A 21961-nucleotide genomic window follows, 5' to 3' on the forward strand; every position below is an offset into this window, starting at 1 on the left:
CATGCGCGGCGCCCCGGGCAGTTGGCGCGGCGGCGCCGGCGTCACGGCCGGGCCGCTCGGCGGCGGCGTCGGCATCCCGCCCGCCCGCACGGCCTTCATCGCGGCGACGAACCCCGCACCGTCCTGGTAGCGGGCGTCGGGGTTCTTGCGAAGCGTCAGCTCGATGAGCGCGCGGGTCGGGGCCGGTACGTCGGCCGGCAGCGGCCGCGGCATCTCACGGATTTGCGCGAGCGCGATCGCGACCGAGTTGTCGCCGTCGAACGGCCGTACGCCGGCGAGGCACTCGTAGCCCACGACGCCGAGCGCGTACACGTCGGACGCCGGTCGCGCTGGATTGCCCTCCGCCTGCTCCGGCGCGAGGTACTGCGCCGTCCCGACCACCGTGCCCTGGTCGGTGAGCGCCACCGCGTTGGCCGCTCGCGCGATGCCAAAGTCGGTGATCTTCAGGACGCCGTCCGGCCGGATGATCAGGTTGCCGGGCTTGATGTCCCGGTGGACCATGCCCTCGCGGTGCGCCGCGGCCAGCCCCAGCGCCGTCTGCTCGAGGTAGTCGAGGGTGCGCGACGGGGACAGCCGGCGCTCCGCGGCCAGGATGTCGACCAGCGGCTTGCCCTCGACGAGCTCCATGACCAGGTAGCACAGCCGCTCGGAGTCGTGCACCTGCTCGCCGTAGTCGTACACGCTGGCGATGTTCGGGTGCGACAGCGACGCGGTGTTGCGGGCCTCGGCGCGGAACCGGGCCAGGAACGTCTCGTCGCCGGTGAACTCGCTGCGCAGGATCTTCGCCGCGACGACGCGGTGCAAGGTGGTGTCCTCGGCGCGCCACACCTGTCCCATGCCGCCGGTCGCGATCGGGCTCAGCAGCTGGTAGCGGTCGCCCAGGCGGATGCCGGGCTTGATGCTCATCAGCCACCGCCCTTCAGGCTGCTCAGGTAGGCCTTGATGACGTCGGCCGCGATCGGGGCCGACATCTCGCCGCCGGTGCCGCCACCGTTCTTGATGAACACCGCTACCGCGATCTTAGGGTCATCGGCGGGAGCGAAGCCGGTGAACCAGGTGTGGTCGTTGACGCCCTCGGCGACCTGCGCGGTGCCGGTCTTGCCCGCGACGTCCACGCCCGGGACCTGGGCCTTCTTGCCCGAACCCTTCTGTACCACGCTGAGCATCATCGTCTTGATCTCGTCCGAGATTTCCTTGGAGACGGCCCGCGGACCGAACTGCTCCGGCGCCGTCTTGTCGAGCACCGACAGGTCGGGGGCCTGCGTCTCGGCGACCAGGTACGGCTTCATCAGCTGCCCGTCGTTGGCGATGCAGGCCGCCAGCATCGCGCCCTGCATCACCGTGAAGCGCACGTCCCGCTGCCCGATCGCGGTCTGCGCGAGCGCCGCGTTGTCGATGATGTCGCCGAGCTTGCTGCCGGAGACGCGCAACGGCATCTCCCAGGCCTCGTCGGTGACGCCGAACTTCTCGGCCATCGACCGGATCTTGTCCTCGCCGAGCTTGTCCACGGCCAGCTGGGCGAACGTTGTGTTGCACGAGATCGTGAACGAGTGCAGCAGCGTGTCGGTGCCGCTCGAGGTGCACGATTCGCCGTTGTAGTTCTTCAGCGTGGTCTGCGTGCCCGGGAGCTTGTACGCGTCCGGCGCGGGGAGCTGGTCGTCCGGCTTCACGCCGTTCTCGAGCGCCGCCGCGGTGTCGATGATCTTGAAGATCGAGCCCGGCGGGTAGTTCTCGGCGATCGCCTGGTTGCTGCGCGGATCCGTCGGCTGGTCGGACAGCGACTGCGCGTAGTCGCGGATCTCCGACGGCTTGTGCGTCGACAGCTTGGCCGGGTCGTACGACGGCGTGCTCGCCAGCGCCAGGATGGCCCCGGTCTTCGGGTCGATGGCCACCACGCCGCCGACCGCCGGCGCGCCTCCCACGGTCACCTCCGACAGCGCCTTGAACGCCGCCTCCTGGGCCGCCGGGTTGATCGTCAGCACGACGTTCCCGCCCTTGGGGTCGCGCCCCGAGAACAGGTCGGAGATGTTGTTGCCGACGAGCCGGTCGTCGGTCCCGGCGAGCACCTCGTTCTCGTACTTCTCGACCCCCGACGTGCCGTACACGATCGAGTAGTAGCCGCTGACCGCGGCGTACGCCGGCCCGCCGGGGTAGGTGCGTAGATACTTCAGCTTGTCGCTGGTCGGCTCGGACACCGCGATCGGGTTGCCGGCGACGACGATCGAGCCACGCTGGTTCTGGTACTCGTTCAGCAGCACCCGGGTGTTGCCCGGGTCCTTCTGCAGCGACTCGCTGCGGACCACCTGCAGGTAGTTGAAGTTGATGAACAGCGCCGCGAACAGGATCACGGTGAACAGCGCGAGCTTGCGGACGGGCTTCTTCATCGCTCGTCCTCCGGTCGCCGGGGCCGCTGGTCGAGCCAGTTGCCGGGGGTCATCGGGAGGTCGTCGTGGCCATTATGTGCGCGGTCGGTGGCTCGGTTGGCGGCGCCGGAGCGGCCCTCCGCTCGGCCCCCATCCGCACCCGACCCGCGCGTTCCCACGTCGGCCTCCTTCGCCTGTCGGGTGCTCCCGCCAGACCCATCCAGCCTCGCTCCGGGCCGCTCCGCCGCCGCCTCGTCTCGGGTGTCGGTTCCGGGGCGCTCCGCCGCCGCCTCGTCTCGGGCGTCCGCTCCGGGCCGCTCGGTCGCCGCCTCGTCTCGGGTGTCGGTTCCGGGCCGCTCCGACGCCGGCTTCTGGCCGTCTGCGGCGGCGCGTTCGGCGGCGTGCTGGGTGGCGGCGTCGGTGATGGCGGTGGCCTCGTCGATGACCGCCTGCGGCGCGGACCGCGCGTTGGCGGCGCCGATCGCCGCGGCGCGGGCGCCGAGCTCGTCGGAAGGGTCGCCGGCGAACGCGTCCAGGTGACGTTTCGCGGCGCGCGCCCGCTGCTGGCGGTGGGTCCCGATCTTGCCGGCGTCCACCTTGGCCAGCTGCATCGTCTGCTCGCTGATCGCCGCCGCGGGCTTGGGGCGTACGGCGGGCCGTCGCGCGGCGTCCGAGATGCGCATCAGCAGGGCGATCAGCGCGAAGTTCGCGATCAGCGACGAGCCGCCGGCCGACAGGAACGGCGTGGTGAGGCCGGTCAGCGGGATCAGGCCGGTGACGCCGCCGACGATGACGAACACCTGCAGCCCGATGGAGAACGCGAGGCCGGCGGCCAGCAGCGTGCCGAAGGAGTCGCGCACCAGCAGCGAGGTGCGGAAGCCGCGCTCGACGATCACGACGTACAGCACCAGCACCGCGCAGATGCCGACCAGGCCGAGCTCCTCGCCGAGCGCCGCGGTGATGAAGTCGGACTTCGGCAGCGGCACCTTCTCGGGGTGCCCGTTGCCCCATCCGGTGCCGAACATGCCGCCGGTGCCGAAGCCGAACATCGCCTGGCGCAGCTGGTACCCGGCGTCGCCGGAGCCGAACGGGTCGAGCCAGGCCGTGACGCGTTGCTGGACGTGCCCGAACAGCTGGTAGGCCAGCGTCGCGCCCCCGAGGAACAGCGCGAGGCCGATGACGACCCACGAGAACTTCTCGGTTGCGATGTACAGCAGCGCCACGAAGATGCCGAAGAACAGCAACGACGAGCCGAGGTCCTTCTCGAACATCAGCACCAGCAGGCTGAAGATCCAGATGACGACGATCGGGCCCAGATCCCGCATCCGCGGGAACTCCAGGCCGAGCACCTTGCGGCTGGCCAGGGACAGCACGTCGCGCTTGGCGACCAGGTAGCCCGCGAAGCTGATCAGCAGGGCCACCTTGGCCAGCTCGCCCGGCTGGAGCGAGAAGCCCGCCACCCGGATCCAGATCTTCGCGCCGTTGATCGTCGGCGCGATCACGCTGGGCAGCACAGCCGGCAGCGCCAGCAGGAGCAGACCGGCGAAGCCGAGGGTGAAGGTGAACCGGCCCAGCGTGCGGTGGTCGCGGTACACCGCGAGGACGACGATGAACAGCAGGACGCCGAGGATCATCCAGGCGATCTGCGAGTTGGCGGTGGCGCCGGGATCCGGCAGGCCCTCGCTCTTGGCGTACTCCCGCTCGGTGTGGTCCAGGCGGCGGATCATCACCAGGCCGAGGCCGTTCAGCAGCGCGACCGACGGCAGCAGCACGGGGTCGGCGTACGGCGCGGTGAACCGCACGGCCAGGTGTGCTACACCCCAGACGCCCATGAAGCCGAGGGCGTAGTACAGCAGCTGGGAGTCGATCGAGTCGCTCTGCGCGAGGTCGGCGGCGACCTGCGCGGCGATGACGATGACGGTGACGAAGGCGAGCATCGCGAGCTCGGCACCGCGGCGCTTGGGCAGCTCGGGTGCCGGCGGCGCGATCCGGGGGGAAGCGGTGGCGGCCGTCATGCTCAGGGCCTCGGCCGGCAGTTGTCGGGCTGTGCCGCGGCGCTGCTGGAGGCGGCCGGTGATCCGTCGGTCGGGGCACTGGTCGCCCCCGGGGCCGCGGAGCCCGGCGACGTCGCGCCGTCGGTGGTGGGCGCCGAGCCGTCGGTGGTCGGCGTGGCGGGCGCACCGGGCGGCGGTGTGCTCGACGGCGCCGGATCCTCGGGGCAGTACGGCAGCAAGCGGTCCTTGAGCCGACCGACGATCTCCCGCGCCTTGGCCAGGGACCCGGCCTCGACGCCGTTCTTGACGTCCACGCGGGTGGCCTGCTCCAGGTCGGTGAGCTTGTACTCGCTGCGCTCGGCGAGCGAGTAGAGCTTCACCGGCCCGATGGCGGTGTTGACGCCGTTGTAGATCACCACGTCGTTGCCGTCGACGCCGACGAAGTACCGGGAGCCGACGTACGCGTTGGCCGCGATGCCGCCGGCCACGAGGAGCAGGACGGCGGCCAGCAGCACCCACCAGCGCTTCTTGCGGCGCGACGGCTCGGGCGCGCCGGCGTGCGTCGCGCTCACGTCCTCCTCGACCGGCTCGTCCCGCTTGCCGAGAAGCGCCGCGCGGGCGGCCGGGCTGTCGGCGCGAGCTTCCCGCTGGCCCCGGTTGCCGCCGGCCGCGCCGTCGACGACGGGCTCGCCGTCCACCGAGTCGGTGGCATCGTCGTCGAGCAGGTCCGCGACGATGACGGTGATGTTGTCCGGACCGCCGGCGCGCAGCGCGAAGTCGATCAACGCGTCGGCCGCCTGCGCCGGGGTGGCTGAGGTCCGCAGCACCTTCTCGATGCGCTCGGCCGACACGAAGCTCGAGAGCCCGTCGCTGCACAGCAGGTAGCGGTCACCGGCGCGTCCTTCGCGCATCGACAGGTCGGGATCGACGTCCACGCCGTTGAGCGCCCGCAGGATCACCGACCGCTGCGGATGCACGCTGGCCTCGGCGGAGGTGATGCGGCCCTCGTCGATGAGCGCCTGCACGAAGGTGTCGTCGTGGGTGATCTGGTGGAGCACGTCGTCGCGGAACACGTAGGCGCGGCTGTCGCCGACGTGGCAGAGGCCGATGCGCTTGCCGTTGAAGAGCATCGCGGTGAGCGTCGTGCCCATGCCGTCGAGCTCCGGCTGCTCCTCCACCATCTCGCGCAGGTGCTGGTTGCCGGAGTCGACGCCGTCGCGCAGCGCCTCCAGCATGTCGCCGCCGGGGTCGTCCTCGTCGAGGTACTCGATGGCCGCGATCACGACCTTGCTCGCGATCTCGCCGCCGACGTGACCGCCCATTCCGTCGGCGACGGCGAGCAACCGGGGGCCGGCGAACACGGAGTCCTGGTTGTTGGTGCGCACCAGGCCCCGATCGGACCGGGCGGCGTACCGCAGGTACATCGTCATGCGCGCAGCTCGAGGACGGTCTTGCCGATGCGGATGGGGACGCCGAGCGGTACGTGCAGGGGAGAGGAGACGCGCTGCCGGTCGAGGTACGTGCCGTTGGTCGACCCCAGGTCCTCCACCAGCCACTCACCGTCGCTGCGCCTGGTCAGCCGCGCGTGACGGGAGCTCGCGAAGTCGTCGGTGAGCACCAGGGTGGAGTCGTCTGCGCGGCCGATGAGGATCGGGGTGCTGCCGAGGTTGATGCGGGTGCCGACGAGCGACCCGGCCGTCACCACCAGCTGCTGCGGGAGGTGGCGGCGCGGCATGCCGGGCTGCGGCCGGGCGGCCACGGACCTGGCGGGGTTGCGAGGCGGGGCCTGCGCGATCGAGCGCGGCCGCGCGCCGGACAGATCGGCGCGGATCAGCCGGAAGATGAAGTACAGGAACAGCCACAGCAGGGCGAGGAACCCGAAACGCATGATCTGGATGATGATGGCCGGGGTCACCGTGGCCCCTCCGGCTCGTAGCGGTAGACGAGAACGCTGCGTCCCACGCGGATCACGTCGCCGTGCCGCAGGGCGGCCCGGTCGACCCGGTTGCCGTTGACCATCGTCCCGTTGGTCGAGTTCAGGTCGGTGAGCGTCGCGAGTACGCCGTTGGTCACGATCTCCGCGTGCTCGCGGGAGATGCCGTTGTCGGTGATGCGGATGTCGGCGGTCGAGCCGCGCCCGATCACGTTGCGCCCGTCGCGGAGCGGCAGCCGGTCGCGGGTCGCGTCGACGACGACGAGGTGGCGGTACGCCGGCCGCGCCGGCGCCCGGCGCTGAGCCGGTGGCGGCACCGCCCCGGCGGCCGCGCGAGGCGCGGGGGGCGGAACGGACGGGAAGTGCTGGGTGCTGCGCAGCCTCGCCTGCGGGGCGCGGGCGGCGAGCTCGTCCTGGTAATGCCGCAGCGGCACGCTGGGCTCGGCGTCGTCGACCCCCGACTCGATCTCGAACACGCCGGTACGCAGCTCGTCGTCCCGCGCGAAGGAGACCTTCACCGCGCCGTACGTCGAGTAGCCCTCGTTGGTGAAGTGCTCGCGGCAGATGTCGGCGAGGCTGCGGGTGAGCTGCTTCTCCCACTCCATGAGGTGGGCGTAGTCGGTCTCGCCGAGCCGCACGGTGTAGCGGTTCGGTACGAGCGTGCGGCCCTTCGCGACTTCCGTGGCGTTGTCGTCGGCGTCCTGCTGCAGCGCTCGCGCGATCTCCGCGGGATGGACCTTGCCCTTGAACATGCGGGCGAACGCACTGCCGACCCCGTGCTCGAGCTTGCGCTCGAGACGCGAGAAGACTCCCATCGGGTGGGTCCTCCTTCGACGTCGCGGGTGGCCGGGGCTCGGGCACAGTACGCCAGCCATCGTATCCGGGTGAGCGTCATAACCTAGGCCGCCAGGCGTAGCAGTGCCGTAACGAAGCGGGATGCCGGTGCGCAGGCGCACACGCGGGTCAGTGCTTCAGCGTGAGATTCGGCGGCGTCCCGTAGGTGTCGCGGTAGAGCGCGGCGAACCGGCCGGGGTTCAGGAATCCCCACCTGGCGGCTATCGCCGCGACGGTGTGCCCGGCGCCGGGGTCGGCGGCCTGCAGGTCGCGGTGCGCGTGCTCGAGGCGGACGCGTCGCAGGTAGCCCAGCGGGGTCGTCTGGTAGTGCGATCGGAACGCGTACTGCAGCGCTCGCGGGCTGGTCTGTGCGACCGCGGCGAGGTCGGTGAGGCTGATCGGCTCCGCGGCATGGCTCTCGATGTAGGCGACGGCGCGCCGCAGCGCGGCCGGCTTCATCAGCACCGGGCGCGGCTGCTCTTGGTGTGCCAGGGCGCTGTTGGGGAAGGTGTGCAGCGCCGCCACCGCGGCGAGCCGCTGCATCTGGTCGGCCATCAGCGGCGCGGCGAGCGGCGTGTCGGCGTCCGACATGGCGCCGGTGACCAGGTTGAGCACCCCCTTCCAGTAGCGGCGCCGAGCGGCGGAGACCGGCCTGCTGCCCTCGAACCGCAGACAGGCCGCGGGGATGCCGGTGGTCTCCTCGGCCACCTGGCCCAGCAGGCTCATCGGCAGCCGAAGCGTACGGCCGCCGACGTCGATGAGGTCGATGTGAAGCGGCACCCCGATCGGGTAGTACGACAGATCGCCGGCCTTGATGGTCAGCTCCTGCTTGCCGGAGCGCACCCGGAGGTGACCATGGTGCACGGCGAGCGCGAGGAAGTAGTCGAACGGCTCGGTGTCGGCGGCATAGTCGACGGTGGAGCGGATGCGCCCGGTGGCGACCTGGCCGATCTCGGTGACCGAGGCACCGAACTGGGCGCGTTCGCCGATGCGCAGGAACCGCGAACGGTTGTCGACGTACATCTCGCGAATGAACTCGGTGACCTCGCCCTCGTCCTGCGAGAAGAAGGAGCAGCGCTGGACAGGAAGCCGGTCGCCGGCCTGGGCAGTCATGAGGAGCCTCCAGCGAACTCGGTCGGGTCTTCAGACCCGGGACCGTACCGCCGTTCACGGTACGCAGAAAACGTCCCTATTGCGAACCGCTCGACCGACCGGCGGCGTCGATGACTCGTCGCCGGCGCCGGACCATCAGTACCGTGCTTTCGGATGCCCGGCGGCCATCCCCCCGTCCCCCGCGAGGTCGCCGGGCATCCAACATCCCGCGGCGCGTCCGCGCCGGGCGCGGGGTGTGCGAGGCTCGGGGCATGACCAACGCGCCGGTGTACGCCCTCAACCTGTTCGACGTCCGCGACCGCGACGAATACCTCGCCTACTCGCGCCGCTCGGCCGAGGCCGTGGCCCAGCACGGCGGCAAGGTGATCGCGCTGGGCAAGTTCCGCGAGGCGGTGACCGGCGACATCGCGCCCCGCCAGGTGCTCATCCTGGTGGAGTGGGAGTCGAAGGAAGCCTTCGACGGGTACAACAGCGATCCCCGGCTCGAGGACCTGCACCCGCACCGGGAGGCCGGTGGCGGCAACTACGTCTGGCACCTGTACGACAAGCTCGAGGACCTTCGCCCGATCCTGCGGGACGGCGCATAGCCGGCTGCGCCACGTCTTGGGACGGCTGGGCTACGTCTTGGCGCGGCTGGGCTACGTCTTGGTGCGCCGGCTGCCGCCGTGCCAGTCCTCCACCTTGCCGCTCTCGTCCGCGCGCACCCCGAGACCGCGCAGCTGCGGCCGTTCGCGCAGGCTGCGCTTGAGCTCGGCGAACCCCGGGAAGCGGGCGAGGCCGAGCACGTGCTCCCACAGCTCGACGGCGTCCTGCTCGCTGGGCAGCCGGCTGATCACGGGGCCGAAGAACGCGACCCCGTCGGGCGGGTCGACGTGGATGATCGGCGTCCCGACGTCCTTGCCCGTGAGCGCGAGCGCCTCGTCGGTCTCCGCCCGGAGCGCCGCGTCGAGCGAGTCGTCGTCGAGGGCGTCGGCGAGGGACGGCGGGAGCCCTGCCTCGCTGAGTGCCGGTGCGAGGAACGCCGCGGTGCCGCGCACGTCCAGGCCGTCGGCGCCGGGCTTCGCGGTGATCGGCTCGGAATCGAAGATCCGCTTGCCGAGGGCGGCGTACAGCGGCCCGACGGCCTCGCGACCCGCCGTCGCGCGCGCAGCCGCGGCGACGCGCAGCAGCCGCAGGCCCGCGGTGTGGCCGGCCTCGTACTCCGGCGGGAAGTGGCTGTCGTAGTCCACGCCGGCGTTGATGAGCCGCAACGAGATGAACCGCCAGTCGACGTCGTAGTCGCGCTGCGCCGCGACGGTCCGGACCCACTTGCTGGTCATCCACGCGAACGGGCACACGGGGTCGAAGTAGAAGCTCAGGTTCGCGGTGGCCACGGGCACTCCTGTCATCCAGGGGGCGAGCGCGGCGCTCGACGGCGGACCGAGCGACGGTTCCTGCCGAGGGCCGTGCGTCCGCCCCGCGACTCGGCGGTGAGAACCCGTCCAGTGTGCACCAACCTGCGGCGGCTGCGAGCGGCGTCGCTGGATCAGCGGCCCTCTCACCGACGGGTGAGGTCCGGACGGTTGTGTTGTTACGAGTGCGGGCGATGTCGCCCCGAGTCGTAACAACACAACGGGCCGGCGAGCCGGCGCGGCGACCCGCGAGGGGGCGGGAGCGGCCGGTCGCCTGGCGCCGGCCTGGCCGCCGTGACCGCATCCCGACAGAATGGCCCCATGGGAATGCCGGAGACCTACCGCGAGCAGCTGGCCGAAATAGTGGAGCCGACCGAGCGACCTCTGGTGCTCGAGTCCGTGTCATACGTGCAGGGAGCCGAGGACGTCGGGCAGAGGTTGGCCAAGGATCGGCTCGGCCGGCTGCTCACCGGCACGCCGGACGCGCATCAGATGCACACGACCGACCGCCTGCTCGCCGGTACGTCGCTCACCGGCGCCCCCGGCACGCTCGCTCACACGCTGCGCGACGCGCTCACGGACCGCGGCTCATCGTTCCTCCTGCTCACCGACCGACGCCTCCTGCTCGTCGGCGGCCAGCTGCGGCCGGAGCGCATCCTTTGGCATGTCGACCGCTCGCGGGTGCGTCGCTGCGCCCGGGCCCCGCGCATGATCCAACGCGCCCGGGTCGAAGTCGCCTTCGACGACGGATCGCAGATCGTGCTCGTCGTCGGACTGTTCCTTCGCGGCGCCCCCGCGCGGCGGGTGTGCCAGGCGTTCGCAGGCTGAGCAACCAGCGTCCGCGCGGTGAGCTTCTGACGAACCTGAGAGGACGCTGATAACGGTTGCCCGTCGACTACTTGACTTGAATGTCACGTAACCGGTGTGCTTTGTGAATCAGGTCACTCGACCTGCACATCACGTTGAAAGCAGGTGCCATGTCGACAGCAACTCTTGATTCCGAAACAAGAGCGCCGTCACGGTCAGGGTTGCTGAACCGGCAGCTCGAGCACTACCCGCCGAACGGCCGACGTTACCTATATCTAGCAGTCACGGTGCTCGCCACCGTCATCCTGTACTACGAGCTCTACATCCCCGGCGCCGTCGCGACCAACATCATCACGTCGTTCGGGATGACCTTCAACCAGTTCATCTGGGTCTCCGTGATCGGCAACCTGGTCGGGGCGTTCGCCTCACTCGTCGCCGGCCTCGCCGACCGGTGGGGGCGCGCCAACCTGGTGGTCGGCGGTCTCATCGTGACCGGGCTCTTGACCGCGCTCGCGCTGCCCAACGCGAAGTCGGCCACGACGTACACCGTGTGGTTCGCGATCCTCAGCCTGGTCGAAGGCATGATCCTGGTGGCCACCCCCGCGTTGATCCGCGACTTCTCCCCGCAGGTGGGTCGCGGTACGGCGATGGGGTTCTGGACGCTCGGTCCCGTGCTCGGCAGCCTGGTGGTCACCTCCGTGTCGAGCGCGACGCTGCCCAGCCACCCGGACTGGCGCTTCCAGTTCTACCTCTGCGGCATCATCGGCCTCGTCGTCGCCGTCCTCGCCTTCTTCACGCTCCGGGAGCTCTCGCCGCGGCTGCGCGATCAGTTGATGGTCTCCATGCGCGACAAGGTGCTGATCGAGGCGCGGGCGAAGAACATCGACCTGGAGGCCGCGAGCAAGAACCACTGGCGCCAGATGCTCACGCCGTCGGTCGTGGGACCGGCGTTCGCGATCAGCATCTTCCTGCTCTTCTACTACATCGCCGTCGGCTTCTTCGTCGTGTACTTCGCGACGTTGTTCGGCATGACTCCTGCCGAGGCCAACAAGCTCGCGAACTTCTACTGGATCTTCAACGCGGTGTCCCTCGTCGTGACCGGCTTCCTCACCGACAAGCTCGGCGTCCGCAAGCCGTTCATGGTGTTCGGCACGCTCGTCTCGCTGATCGGTACCGCGATCTGGGCGACGCGGGCGACGCACCCGGAGACCAGCCACACGACGTTCGCCATCCTGATGGTCGTCATCAGCGTCGGCGGCGGCATCGCCTACACCGCCTGGATGACGGCGTTCACCGAGACCGTCGAGGAGCGCAACCCGGCCGCCACCGCGACCGGCCTCGCCGTGTGGGGATGGACGATCCGCATCGTCGTCACGCTGTCGCTGATCGTCTTCGGCCTGGTGCTGCCGGCGACCAAGGTTCTCGTGGAGCAGGGCGCGCAGGTCGGGGAGATCGCGACCCAGTACAGCAAGCAGCTGGCGATCGCGGGCGCCCTGTCGGATCAGACGAAGAAGGACCTCACGGCCAATCCCGCCGACCCTGCCGCGGGCAAGGCGGCCGTCGAGGAGCTGATCAAGGCCAAGGTGGCCAAGACGCCCGACGAGGCTGTTGCCGACCTGAAGTTCCTGGGCGAGAACCCGATCCCGCCCAAGGACGTCGAGTACCTCACCAAGCACGGCCCCGAGGTGCAGAAGGCGGCGGCGGACAGCCCGGGCCAGTGGCAGACCTGGTGGTGGGTCACCTTCGCCGGCCAGCTGCTGTTCCTGCCGTTCATCTTCCTGCTCAGGGGTCGGTGGAGCCCGAAGAAGGCGCGGCAGGACGCCGAGGCGCACGAGCGTCTGGTGGCCGAGGAGATGGCCCGGCTCGATGGCCGGACGCCGGCGACGGACGCCGTCTAGCGCACAGCTGAGCACCCAAAGCGGGCTTCGGCGCGCAAGGCGGGGAGACTTCCCCGCTGCGCGCACCGAAGCCCGCTTTCCGTTGCCTGGCTACAGTGGGGATCAGAGGTCCCCACGCTCCCGCGGAAAGGAACTGACATGGCGATCGCCACCATCAATCCGGCCACCGGCCAGACGGTCAAGACGTTCGATCCGATGACCGAAGCCGAGGTCGACGCGGCGCTCGAGCGCGCCGCCACCTGCTTCTCCTCCTACCGCACCACGAGCCTGGAGCAGCGGGCGCAGTGGCTGCGCGCCGCGGCCGACCTGCTCGAGGCCGAGGCGGACGACGTCGCCGCGATGATGACCCAGGAGATGGGCAAGACGCTGGCGGCGGCCAAGGCGGAGGCGCTCAAGTGCGCCAAGGGGTTCCGGTACTACGCCGAGCACAGCGCCGCGATGCTCGCCGACGAGCCCGCCGACGCGGAGGCGGTCGGCGCCAGCAAGGCCTACATGCGCTACCAGCCGATGGGCGTGGTGCTTGCCGTGATGCCGTGGAACTTCCCGCTGTGGCAGACGGTACGGTTCGCCGCCCCGGCGCTGATGGCCGGGAACGTCGGCGTCCTCAAGCACGCCTCGAACGTCCCGCAGTCGGCGCTGTACATCTCCGACGTCCTGGAGCGAGCGGGTTTCCCCAAGGGCTGCTTCCAGACGTTGCTCATCCCGTCGGACGGCGTCGAGGCGATCGTGCGCGACCCGCGGGTGGTCGCCGCGACGCTGACCGGCAGCGAGCCGGCCGGGCGTGCGGTGGCCGCGATCGCGGGCGACGAAGTGAAGCACACGGTGCTCGAGCTCGGCGGTAGCGATCCGTTCATCGTGATGCCCAGCGCGGACATCCCCAAGGCGGTCGAGACCGCGATCACCGCGCGGGTGCAGAACAACGGCCAGTCGTGCATCGCCGCGAAGCGATTCATCATCCACACCGACGTGTACGACGAGTTCGTCGACCGGTTCGTCGACGGCTTCCGCGCGCTCACCGTCGGCGACCCCACGGACGACAAGACGGACGTCGGACCGCTGGCGACCGAGCAGGGCCGCGAGGACCTCGAGAAGCTGGTGGACGGCGCGGTGTCCGCCGGAGCGAAGGTGCTGACCGGCGGCAAGCGGGTCGACGGGGCGGGCTGGTACTACGAGCCGACCGTCATCGCCGACATCAGCAAGGACATGGAGCTCTACTCCGCGGAGGCGTTCGGTCCGGTGGCCTCCGTCTACCGGGCCGCGGACATCGACGAGGCGATCGCCATCGCGAACGACTCGACGTTCGGCCTCGGCGGCAACGCCTGGACGACCGATCCCGCGGAGCAGGACCGCTTCATCGACGAGATCGAGTCGGGGCAGGTCTTCATCAACGGCATGACCACGTCGTTCCCCGAGCTCGGCTTCGGCGGCATCAAGCGGTCCGGCTACGGACGCGAGCTCACCGCGCACGGCATCCGCGAGTTCTGCAACCTCAAGACCGTGTGGATCGCCTGACCACGCGCCTGGATCCCGACCGGTAGTCGCGGTCGCCCCGATCTGCGGCGGACTCCGGTACGGACCCTGCGGCGTGTCGGTACCGAACTACGCCGCAGGTCGCGGAACCAACGCGTGCGACGTCCGACCAATCCGTGCGCGTCCTGGCGTCGAAGGACGACCATGGGGACTATGCACGTGTGGTCGAGGGCGCTCGCCGGAGTCGCAGCCGGCGTTGCCGGCCTGGGAGTCGGCCAGCTGGCCGCGGCGGCCATCGAGCCCGAGTCCGCGCCGGTGCTGGCCGTGGGCGCGAGCGTCGTCGACCTGACCCCGCAGCCGGTCAAGCAGTGGGCGATCGACACGTTCGGCTCGAGCGACAAGGTCTTCCTGCTCACCGTCGTGGGCGTGGTGGCGCTCGTGGCGTTCGTCGTCGCGGGGCTCGTCTCGCGCCGTACGTCGAGGTGGGGCGAGGTGGTCCTGGGAGCTCTCGCGGTCGTCTGCGCGGTCGCCGCGATGACCCGGCCGGTGGCCACCGTCCTGTCGCTGGTCCCGTCTGCGATCACCGGCGTGGTGGCGGTCGTCGTGCTCCGCAAGCTCATCCCGCTCCTCGCCGCTGTCTCCCCACGGTCGTCGAGCGAACGGAGCAGCGAGGCAGAGCGACGTGGAGACGCGACCGATGCCGCCCCCGCCACCCGGCGGCGGTTCCTGCAGCTCGGCGGAGCGGCGCTCGCGGTCGGCGCCGTGACGCTCGCCGCGGGGCAGTGGATCATCGCCACCGCACGTACCGCGGCTCGCGTCGTGCTGCCCAAGGCCGCGCAGCCGCTCCCTCCGCTGCCGGAGGGCGTCCCGATCGACGGCATATCCCCGTTCCGGACGCCGAGCGCCGACTTCTACCGCGTCGACACCGCGCTCACGATCCCCAGCATCGACCCCGGCTCGTGGCGGCTGGAGATCGGCGGGGACGTCGAGCACCCGAAGACGCTGAGCTTCGAGGACCTGCAGAAGTACGAGATCATCGAACGCGACATCACGATGACCTGCGTGTCCAACCCCGTCGGCGGGGAGTACATCGGCTCAGCGCGCTGGCTGGGTGTCCGCGTCAGCGACGTCCTCAAGGACGTCGGCATCAAGGACGGCGTCGACCAGATCTTCAGCGAGGACGTCGACGGGATGACGATCTCCACGCCCGTCCAGGCGCTCACCGACGACCGCGAGGCGATGCTGGCGTTCGGGATGAACGGCGAGCAGCTGCCGCGCGAGCACGGGTTCCCGGTGCGCCTGGTGACCCCGGGTCTGTACGGCTTCGTGGGCTCGACCAAGTGGGTCACGAAGCTGACGGCCACGACGTACGCCGCCAAGCGCGCCTACTGGACCGAACGCGATTGGGTGACCGACGCGCCCGTCCTGACCCAGTCCCGCATCGACACGCCGCAGCCGCTGTCCGCGGTCAACGCCGGTCGTGAGACGCACATCGGCGGCGTCGCGTGGGCGCAGGGCAGAGGGATCAGCAAGGTCGAGGTGCGCATCGACGACGGGCCGTGGCAGCAAGCCACGATGGGCCCGGACGCCGGCATCGACTACTGGCGTCAGTGGTACCTGCCGTGGACGCCGCCGAAAGGCACCCACACGCTCACCGTGCGCGCGACCGATGCCACCGGTCAGGTCCAGACCACCGATCGCGCCGAACCCTTCCCGAGTGGCGCGACCGGTCAGCAGAGCATCGTCGTTACTGCACCCTGAAGCCGATGGATTCCAGATATTCAAGGAATCCACCAATCCGATCCAGTGCCGGGAACGAACCCCATGCGTCCATAACACGGAGTGGCTTCGGCCGCCCAAAGAGAGGTGACGGCATGAGGAAGACTTTCCGCGCAGGCGCCGCAGCGGCCCTGATCGCGTTCCCGCTGATGATGGCCGGCTGCAGCAGCGACACCAACGACCCGGCGACGTCGAGCAGCGGTGGCAGCTCGATGTCCGAGCCGATGAGCGACACCGGCTCGGCCTCGGGCTCGGGCTCGTCCGCGTCGATGTCCGATCCGTCGGCGAGCGCGATGGCGCAGCCGTTCGGGCCCGGATGCGCCGCGGTGCCGAAGGACGGCGCGGGCTCGTTCGACGGCATGGCGAAGGATCCGGTCGCGACCGCGGCCAGCAACAACCCCGCGCTGTCGACGCTGGTGGCGGCGGTGAAGCAGGCGAATCTGGTCGACACGCTCAACAGCGCGAAGGACATCACGGTGTTCGCGCCGACGAACGACGCGTTCGCCGCCGTGCCTAAGCAGACGCTGGATGCCGCGATGGCCGATCCCAGCGGCCTGCTGACCAAGGTGCTGACCAACCACGTCGTGCAGGGCAAGCTCACCCCGGATCAGCTCGCGGGCGAGCACACCACGCTCGGCGGCGGGAAGATCACCGTCACGGGGTCCGGCACCGACTTCATGGTCGGCCAGGCCAAGGTCGTCTGCGGCAACGTGACGACGGCCAATGCGACGGTGTACATCATCGATCAGGTGCTCCTGCCGGCCTAGCCGCCGTGCGATCATCAGGTCAATGACTGACAGCGCGTACGACGACCCGCGGGGCACCGACCGGCGCCCCGACGGGTCCGTCGTCGGCATCGACGGGCGGCCCGCGGTGTCCACGGCAGAGGCAGGGCCGCCGACCGACCCGAACGAGCGCGCTCGCGAGCTGCTGGCGCGTTCGAGCCGGGGGGACGACGCGGCCTTCGCCGAGCTGTACGACCTCGTGTCCGCCCGCGTCTACGGCATGGCACTCCGCGTGGTCCGGGACCCGGCCCAGGCGGAGGAGGTCACGCAGGAGACCTTCGTCGACGTGTGGCGGCAGTCCGCCCGGTACGACGCGAGCCGCGGGTCGGTGATCTCGTGGGTGCTCACGGTCGCGCACCGGCGGGCGGTCGATCGGGTGCGTTCGTCCGAGGCGGCCCGCCAGCGCGACGACGCGTACGACGTGCGGAACCGCGAGCGCGAGCGCGACACGACGGTGGACGCGGTGGAACGGAGCCTGGACCGCGAGCGGGTGACCCAGGCGATGCGCGGGTTGACCGACCTTCAGCGCTCCGCTCTCGAGCTGGCGTACTTCGGCGGCTACACGCACAGCGAGGTTGCCGCCTTGCTCGACCTGCCGCTGGGTACGGCCAAGACCCGTATCCGAGACGGACTGATCAGACTGAGAGATGCATTGGGGGTGGCGCGATGACGGAGAACGACCTTCGCCTCAGTGGCGCCTACGCGACCGATGCGGTCAGCGACGAGGAGCGCGAGGCCTTCGAGCCGCAGCTGGCCGACGATCCGTACCTGCAGGAAGAGACCGACTCGCTGCGCAACGCGGCCCACGAGCTGACCCACATCAGCGCAACGGCGCCGCCGGCGCGGCTGCGCGCCGATGTGCTGGCCGCGATCAAGACCGTCCGGCCACTGCCGCCGGTCGGCCCCGACGTTGCCGGCCAGGCAGAGACGGCGGCCGAGGCGCGGCGGGACGTCGCCGGTGCCGACGCCGGCGTCGCCGAGAAGAGCGCCGAATCCGGTGGGCCGGAGACCGACGAGCTCGGTGCGGCGCGACGTCGTCGTTCGGCGCGGTCGCGCGCGTCTGCCTGGTTGGCGGCCGTGGTGGCCGCCGCGGCCGCGGTGGTGGCCGTGGTCGTGGTGCTCGGGCAACGGGACACCCCTCCGCAGAACACCGCCGCAGCCGTGATCAGTGCGTCAGACGTGACGAGCTTCGGGCATCAGGACGCGGGATGGTCGATGACGCTCTATCTGTCGCCGTCCCAGGACAAGGCCGTGATCGCCAGCGACAACATGCCCGACGCGCCCAAGGGCCGCGACTTCCAGGCGTGGCTGGTCATGCCGGACGGCTCGATGATGGACGCCGGGGTCATGCCGCACACGGGTGGGACCGGGCAGCGTTTCGTGCTGTCGGGAGCCATCACGAAGGCGGCCGGAGTCGCGGTGACCGACGAGCCGGCAGGCGGATCGAAGCAGCCGACGAGCGCGCCGGTGCTGCAGATGCAGCTCTAGGGACGGCCGGCGGGCGCGCAGCGCCGGACGTCGAGGCGCGCGGTCGGCAGCCGCCGCGTCCCCGGCTACCCGCCGGTAGTGTTCCCCTGTTGCGGCGTTCTCGCTGCATTAGGGGAACGTTGCGCGTCCAGTGCCTCCCGCGCCGGCGTCGGGCGGCGCCCGGGGCGCTACGGTCGTGAGGTGAGCGAAGTATCCGTCCGGGCCGGCAGCAGGACCCGCCGGCTACCGTTCGTGTGGGCCTTCCTCGGCGCGATGGTGCTCTACATGGCGACGAACACGCCGTCCGCGCTGTACCCGGTGTACGAGCGGATCTACGGGATCACGCCGTTCACCGTCACGACGATCTACGGCATGTACGCCGGGACGTTGATCCCGACCCTCGTCCTCGTCGGCTCGCTGGCCCACATCATCGGGTTCCGGCGGCTGTTGGCGCTGGCGTGGTTCGCCGCCGCGCTGGGCATCGGGATCTTCGCGCTCGCGCACGCGCCGTGGACGCTGTACCTTGCCCGGCTGGTCCAGGGCATCGCCGTGGGACTGGCGACAGGCGGCATCGCCGCGTCGTTCGTCGCGCTCGAGCCCGAACGCAACACTCGCCGCGCCTCGATCGCGCTCACCCTCGCGCTCTCTCTGGGATGCGCCGTCGGGCCGATCGTCGGGGGAGTGTTCGTCGCGTACCTCCCGTGGCCCAACCGGCTGGTGTTCGTCGTTCTCGCCGTCGCCCTCGCCGTGCTGGCAGCCGGCTTCCTGATGCTGCCGCGAGATCTCGGGATCACCGGTGTCCGGTGGCGTCCCCGGCTGCCGACCCTGCCGGACGCCGATCGGCGCCCGTTCCTGCTGGCGTGCGCCAGCTCGTTCATCGTGTGGTCCGCGGCGGCGCTGTTCCTCGCGCTCGCCCCGTCGTACTTCCACGAGGCGACCGGCAGCACCAACCCGGTCCTCGCCGGTGCGTCGGCCGGGCTGACGTTCGTGAGCGCCGGGGTCTCCCAGCTGCTGCTGCGCGCCAAGGACGCCTGGCGACTGCAGCGTGCCGGGTTGGTCGTGACCTGCCTCGGACTCATCGCGCTGGTGACCGGTGGCCGCGCCCAGCTCGGCTGGCTGATCCTGGGCTCGGCGCTGATCGCCGGATACGGAATCGGGATGGTGCTGCTCGGGAGCACCAACGCAGTCAACGAGCTCTCCGCCCACCGCCCGGATCACGCGAGCGTGTTCGCGGCCTATTTCCTGGCGTCGTACTGCGGCTCGGGCATCCCGATCATGGGGATCGGGCTGCTCGGCAATCTCATCGGGACGCCGGCAGCCGTGCTCATCTTCGGGTGCCTGGCGCTCGCGCTGACCGTGTGGTGGCTGCTGGCGATCCTGCGCCGAGCGTGACGGCGGCCGGACCACGCTGACGGATGCCCGTTCGCTCATGGGCCCTTCGGCTCTACCGTCTCGTCGCGGCGGCACGGAACCTGGACTTCGACGCTGTGCGGCAAGGAGGTGGCTTATGGCGCGGATCACCGGCGACATCGTCATCGATCGGCCCGTCGAAGAGGTATTCGACTATGTCGCCGACGAACGCAACGAGCCGAGCTACAACCCGAGGATGCTTTGGGTGAAGCTTCTGACGCCCGCACCGATCGGCGTCGGATCTCGGTTCGCCGCGGCGCACCGCGGACGACGGCAGCCGGTGCGGATGCAGATCGAGTTCACCGCGTACGAGCGTCCCCGACGTCTCGCATCGACGACCACGATGGCTCGCGGGCCAGAGGTTCACGGCGTACTGCACTTCGAGCCGGTGGCTACCGGTACTCGGATGCGATGGGACTGGAGCCTATCGCTGCGCGGGCCTGCACGGCTGGCGACACCCGTGGTCTCGGCCCTGGGCTCCCGGCAGGAGCGCGCCTGCTGGCAAGGCCTGAAGAGGCTGCTGGAATCGGGCACCGAGCAGGACGGCCCGATCCCCGCTCGATGACGTCGGCTGACGACACGGTGACGGAGCAGGCTCGCGCACAGTGGGTGGATACGCTGCGCGTCTCGTTGATCTCCGGAGTCATCGTGGTGCACGCGGCGACCGCCTATGTCACGGACTTCGCCGGGTACTACTACGACGACGAGCGCGTCACCAGTGGCGTAGCCTCCGTCGCGTTCGCGCTACCGGCGCTGATGGGTGGCATGTTCGGTCTCGGGCCGCTCTTCGTGGTGGCAGGGTGGTTCTCGGTCGGGTCGCTGGCTCGCCGGGGACCGGCCGGCTTCATGGCCGGCCGGCTCGTGCGGCTCGGCGTGCCGATGGTCGTCTTCGTCATGGTCGTGAACCCCTTGGCCGACTATCTGGGGAACCTGTGGGACGAGGACGACGCGAGCTTCCTCGACCGCCTGGGAGACACCGAGTTCTCGATCGTGTGGTTCGTCGCGGCGCTGCTGGCCTGCTCGATCGGCTACGCCCTGGTGCGGTCCGTGCGGCCGTTGACGCACCCCGGAGCACCGCCGGATCGCAGAGCGCTCGTGATAGCCGGAGCGCTCATCGCCGCCGGCTCACTGGCCGTCTGGCAGTTCACGACACTACTGGACACCGATCTGCTGAATGTGCGACTCAGCGCGTGGCCACAGGCTGCGGTCCTGTTCGCGCTCGGGGTGAGGGTCGCGGAGGCCCGTTGCGACGGCCGGCTGTCCGCGCCGAGCGAGCACCGGCTGGGCGAGGTCGCGGCGGCTGGTTCGGTCCTCACGCTGGTGCTCGTGTACTACACAGGGGCCCGCGATCAGTTGGACTCGGCGCTCGGTGGCTTCACCTGGGTCAGTATCGCCTTCGCCAGTCTCTACGGCATCGTCTCGATCGCGTTCACGTTGTGGTGCGTGGCCTGGATGCGCCGCCGCTGGCCGACCCACGGTTCGCTGATGATCAAGGCCGGTCGAGGCTCGTACGCCGCCTATCTGCTGCACCCGGTGGTACTCGTCTGCGTAATGCTGGCCATGCGCACCGTACCGCTGGGCGCCCAGCTCAAGTTCGTGATCGTCTCGGTCATCGCGATCCCGGTGTGCTTCACCGTCGGGTATGCCCTGAGCAGACTGCCTGGCGTGCGTCGAGTGCTGTAGCCGAGGTCGCCGGAGGCCGCCGACCGGTCAGCGGCTGGGCCACAGGTCGGGAGGGTCCGCGCAGTCCAGGTCGAGAAGGCGGGCGGCCATGTCCAGAGAGGCGCAGGCCAGGAAATCGCGGAGCACCAGGGTGATGGCGCGCCATTCTCTGGTTGCCGTCGCCTCCGGCTCCTCGAGCACCGCGGCGATCTCGGAGATGGTCAGGCCCGTGGCCCGCATCGCGAGGATCTCGCGCTCGCGCGGTGAGAGCACCCGCAGTCCATCACGTTCACCGAGCAGCTGAAGCCGCATGAGCAGTCCGGGGGGAAACTCGATGGCGCCGCCGGCGACCTCGAGGAACGCGCTTTGCGCGAGGTCGATCGTGGCGGTCTTGGAGACGACACCCGCCGCTCCTGAGGCCAGGCAGGCGGCATGCACGAAGGGACTGCTCTCCGACGTGTACACGCAGACGGTGTAGCGGGCCGCGACGAGCGACCGCAGCGCTGTCACGCCCGCGCGCAGCTCCATGGGACCGTGCAGCTCGAGGACGGTGACGTCGGCGCGCTGCTGCGCCTCGATCAGGGCGTCGGCCGTCTCGAAGGTGCCACGCACGTCGAGCCGTCGCATCAGGCTGGGAAATGCGATCCGGATCAACTGGGCGCCGTCCACGAGGACTGCGGTGGGCTTGGCCAAGATCACTCCATGAAGCATGCGTGCCGCCGCGTGCTGCACCACGGGACTCCTTTGCTGGCGCTGATTGTGCACTGGCGGGCATCACCGATTCCGCAACTTGTGAACAGCGTCACATCGCTCGCCACCCTTCACGGGGATCCGCCGGCGCCTGTGGGCCGGACGACGCGCTCACCGCCGCCCGGTCGCGCCCTTTCCATCGTCGCCTGCGGCCATTTCAGCCGTAGCCGTGCAGCCATTTCACGGTTGCGGCGTCTCGACGTCGGGCTCGTTCCTCGCCCTCGCTCGACGACCGTGGTGGGGCGTCGGCCTTGCCTTTCACGGTCGTCGAGCGAGCGAAGCCGCTAGGCGGAGCGACGTCGAGA

20 protein-coding genes are annotated in these 21961 nt (G+C 70.2%); 11 read left to right on the plus strand and 9 right to left on the minus strand.

Going from position 1 to position 21961, the window contains the following annotated elements; genetic code table 11:
* From F8A92_RS00005 to F8A92_RS18800, 7 genes are all read right to left on the minus strand, one after another.
* On the minus strand, window positions 1–906 hold a 906-nt coding region (locus tag F8A92_RS00005), incomplete at its 3' end, for a protein kinase domain-containing protein (RefSeq protein ID WP_153502540.1).
* Window positions 906–2384, minus strand: a complete 1479-nt coding sequence (locus tag F8A92_RS00010; RefSeq protein WP_153502541.1) for a peptidoglycan D,D-transpeptidase FtsI family protein — start codon at window positions 2382–2384, stop codon at window positions 906–908. The genes F8A92_RS00010 and F8A92_RS00005, both read right to left, overlap by 1 nt.
* Window positions 2381–4378 carry an FtsW/RodA/SpoVE family cell cycle protein gene (locus F8A92_RS00015; RefSeq protein ID WP_153502542.1) on the minus strand — a complete coding sequence of 666 codons (1998 nt, stop codon included), beginning with the start codon at window positions 4376–4378 and terminating at the stop codon, window positions 2381–2383. The genes F8A92_RS00010 and F8A92_RS00015 overlap by 4 nt, the downstream gene beginning before the upstream one ends.
* 2 nt (window positions 4379–4380) lie before the next feature.
* Window positions 4381–5787 carry a PP2C family protein-serine/threonine phosphatase gene (locus F8A92_RS00020; RefSeq protein ID WP_153502543.1) on the minus strand — a complete coding sequence of 469 codons (1407 nt, stop codon included), beginning with the start codon at window positions 5785–5787 and terminating at the stop codon, window positions 4381–4383.
* Window positions 5784–6272 carry an FHA domain-containing protein FhaB/FipA gene (locus F8A92_RS00025; protein WP_267130027.1) on the minus strand — a complete coding sequence of 163 codons (489 nt, stop codon included), beginning with the start codon at window positions 6270–6272 and terminating at the stop codon, window positions 5784–5786. Before F8A92_RS00025 ends, F8A92_RS00020 begins: the two co-directional genes overlap by 4 nt.
* The gene (locus F8A92_RS00030; RefSeq protein ID WP_153502544.1) at window positions 6269–7105 is read right to left on the minus strand and encodes an FhaA domain-containing protein; all 837 of its coding nucleotides are present in this window, start codon (window positions 7103–7105) and stop codon (window positions 6269–6271) included. The genes F8A92_RS00025 and F8A92_RS00030 overlap by 4 nt, the downstream gene beginning before the upstream one ends.
* Window positions 7106–7253: 148 nt before the next feature.
* On the minus strand, window positions 7254–8237 hold the full coding sequence (locus tag F8A92_RS18800) for a helix-turn-helix transcriptional regulator (RefSeq protein WP_228389067.1): 984 nt from the start codon (window positions 8235–8237) through the stop codon (window positions 7254–7256).
* A 251-nt stretch (window positions 8238–8488) separates the two neighbouring features.
* On the opposite strand from F8A92_RS18800, the gene F8A92_RS00040 reads away from it, so the two are divergent.
* Window positions 8489–8824, plus strand: a complete 336-nt coding sequence (locus F8A92_RS00040; RefSeq protein ID WP_153502545.1) for a DUF1330 domain-containing protein — start codon at window positions 8489–8491, stop codon at window positions 8822–8824.
* A gap of 51 nt (window positions 8825–8875) precedes the next feature.
* Here F8A92_RS00040 and F8A92_RS00045 read toward each other — a convergent pair whose 3' ends face one another.
* Window positions 8876–9610: a mycothiol-dependent nitroreductase Rv2466c family protein gene (locus F8A92_RS00045; RefSeq protein WP_228389068.1), complete on the minus strand. Its 735-nt coding sequence runs from the start codon at window positions 9608–9610 to the stop codon at window positions 8876–8878.
* Window positions 9611–9949: 339 nt separating this feature from the next.
* On the opposite strand from F8A92_RS00045, the gene F8A92_RS00050 reads away from it, so the two are divergent.
* From F8A92_RS00050 to F8A92_RS00095, 10 genes are all read left to right on the plus strand, one after another.
* Window positions 9950–10456, plus strand: a complete 507-nt coding sequence (locus tag F8A92_RS00050) for a hypothetical protein (protein WP_153502547.1) — start codon at window positions 9950–9952, stop codon at window positions 10454–10456.
* A gap of 266 nt (window positions 10457–10722) precedes the next feature.
* Window positions 10723–12333 carry an MFS transporter gene (locus F8A92_RS00055; protein WP_228389069.1) on the plus strand — a complete coding sequence of 537 codons (1611 nt, stop codon included), beginning with the start codon at window positions 10723–10725 and terminating at the stop codon, window positions 12331–12333.
* 138 nt (window positions 12334–12471) lie between these two features.
* A complete protein-coding gene (locus F8A92_RS00060) occupies window positions 12472–13845 on the plus strand; it encodes an NADP-dependent succinic semialdehyde dehydrogenase (protein ID WP_153502549.1) in 1374 nt (457 codons plus the stop codon).
* A 162-nt stretch (window positions 13846–14007) separates the two neighbouring features.
* Window positions 14008–15564, plus strand: a complete 1557-nt coding sequence (locus tag F8A92_RS00065; RefSeq protein ID WP_228389070.1) for a molybdopterin-dependent oxidoreductase — start codon at window positions 14008–14010, stop codon at window positions 15562–15564.
* A 113-nt stretch (window positions 15565–15677) separates the two neighbouring features.
* On the plus strand, window positions 15678–16349 hold the full coding sequence (locus F8A92_RS00070) for a fasciclin domain-containing protein (protein WP_153502550.1): 672 nt from the start codon (window positions 15678–15680) through the stop codon (window positions 16347–16349).
* 22 nt (window positions 16350–16371) lie between these two features.
* A complete protein-coding gene (gene sigK / locus F8A92_RS00075) occupies window positions 16372–17037 on the plus strand; it encodes an ECF RNA polymerase sigma factor SigK (RefSeq protein WP_153502551.1) in 666 nt (221 codons plus the stop codon).
* Window positions 17034–17855: an anti-sigma factor gene (locus F8A92_RS00080; protein ID WP_153502552.1), complete on the plus strand. Its 822-nt coding sequence runs from the start codon at window positions 17034–17036 to the stop codon at window positions 17853–17855. Before sigK ends, F8A92_RS00080 begins: the two co-directional genes overlap by 4 nt.
* A gap of 180 nt (window positions 17856–18035) precedes the next feature.
* Entirely contained in the window at window positions 18036–19226 is a 1191-nt protein-coding gene (locus F8A92_RS00085; protein ID WP_153502553.1) for an MFS transporter, read from the plus strand.
* A 115-nt stretch (window positions 19227–19341) separates the two neighbouring features.
* Window positions 19342–19809 (plus strand): SRPBCC family protein, encoded by a 468-nt coding sequence (locus F8A92_RS00090; protein WP_153502554.1) that lies wholly within the window; start codon window positions 19342–19344, stop codon window positions 19807–19809.
* A complete protein-coding gene (locus F8A92_RS00095; RefSeq protein WP_153502555.1) occupies window positions 19806–20927 on the plus strand; it encodes an acyltransferase family protein in 1122 nt (373 codons plus the stop codon). The genes F8A92_RS00090 and F8A92_RS00095 overlap by 4 nt, the downstream gene beginning before the upstream one ends.
* A 27-nt stretch (window positions 20928–20954) precedes the next feature.
* Here the strand turns inward: F8A92_RS00095 and F8A92_RS00100 are convergent, their stop codons facing one another.
* Window positions 20955–21641 carry a LuxR C-terminal-related transcriptional regulator gene (locus F8A92_RS00100; RefSeq protein WP_153502556.1) on the minus strand — a complete coding sequence of 229 codons (687 nt, stop codon included), beginning with the start codon at window positions 21639–21641 and terminating at the stop codon, window positions 20955–20957.
* Window positions 21642–21961 lie beyond the last annotated feature (320 nt).

This window comes from Cumulibacter manganitolerans (genome assembly GCF_009602465.1).
Taxonomy (GTDB): domain Bacteria; phylum Actinomycetota; class Actinomycetes; order Mycobacteriales; family Antricoccaceae; genus Cumulibacter; species Cumulibacter manganitolerans.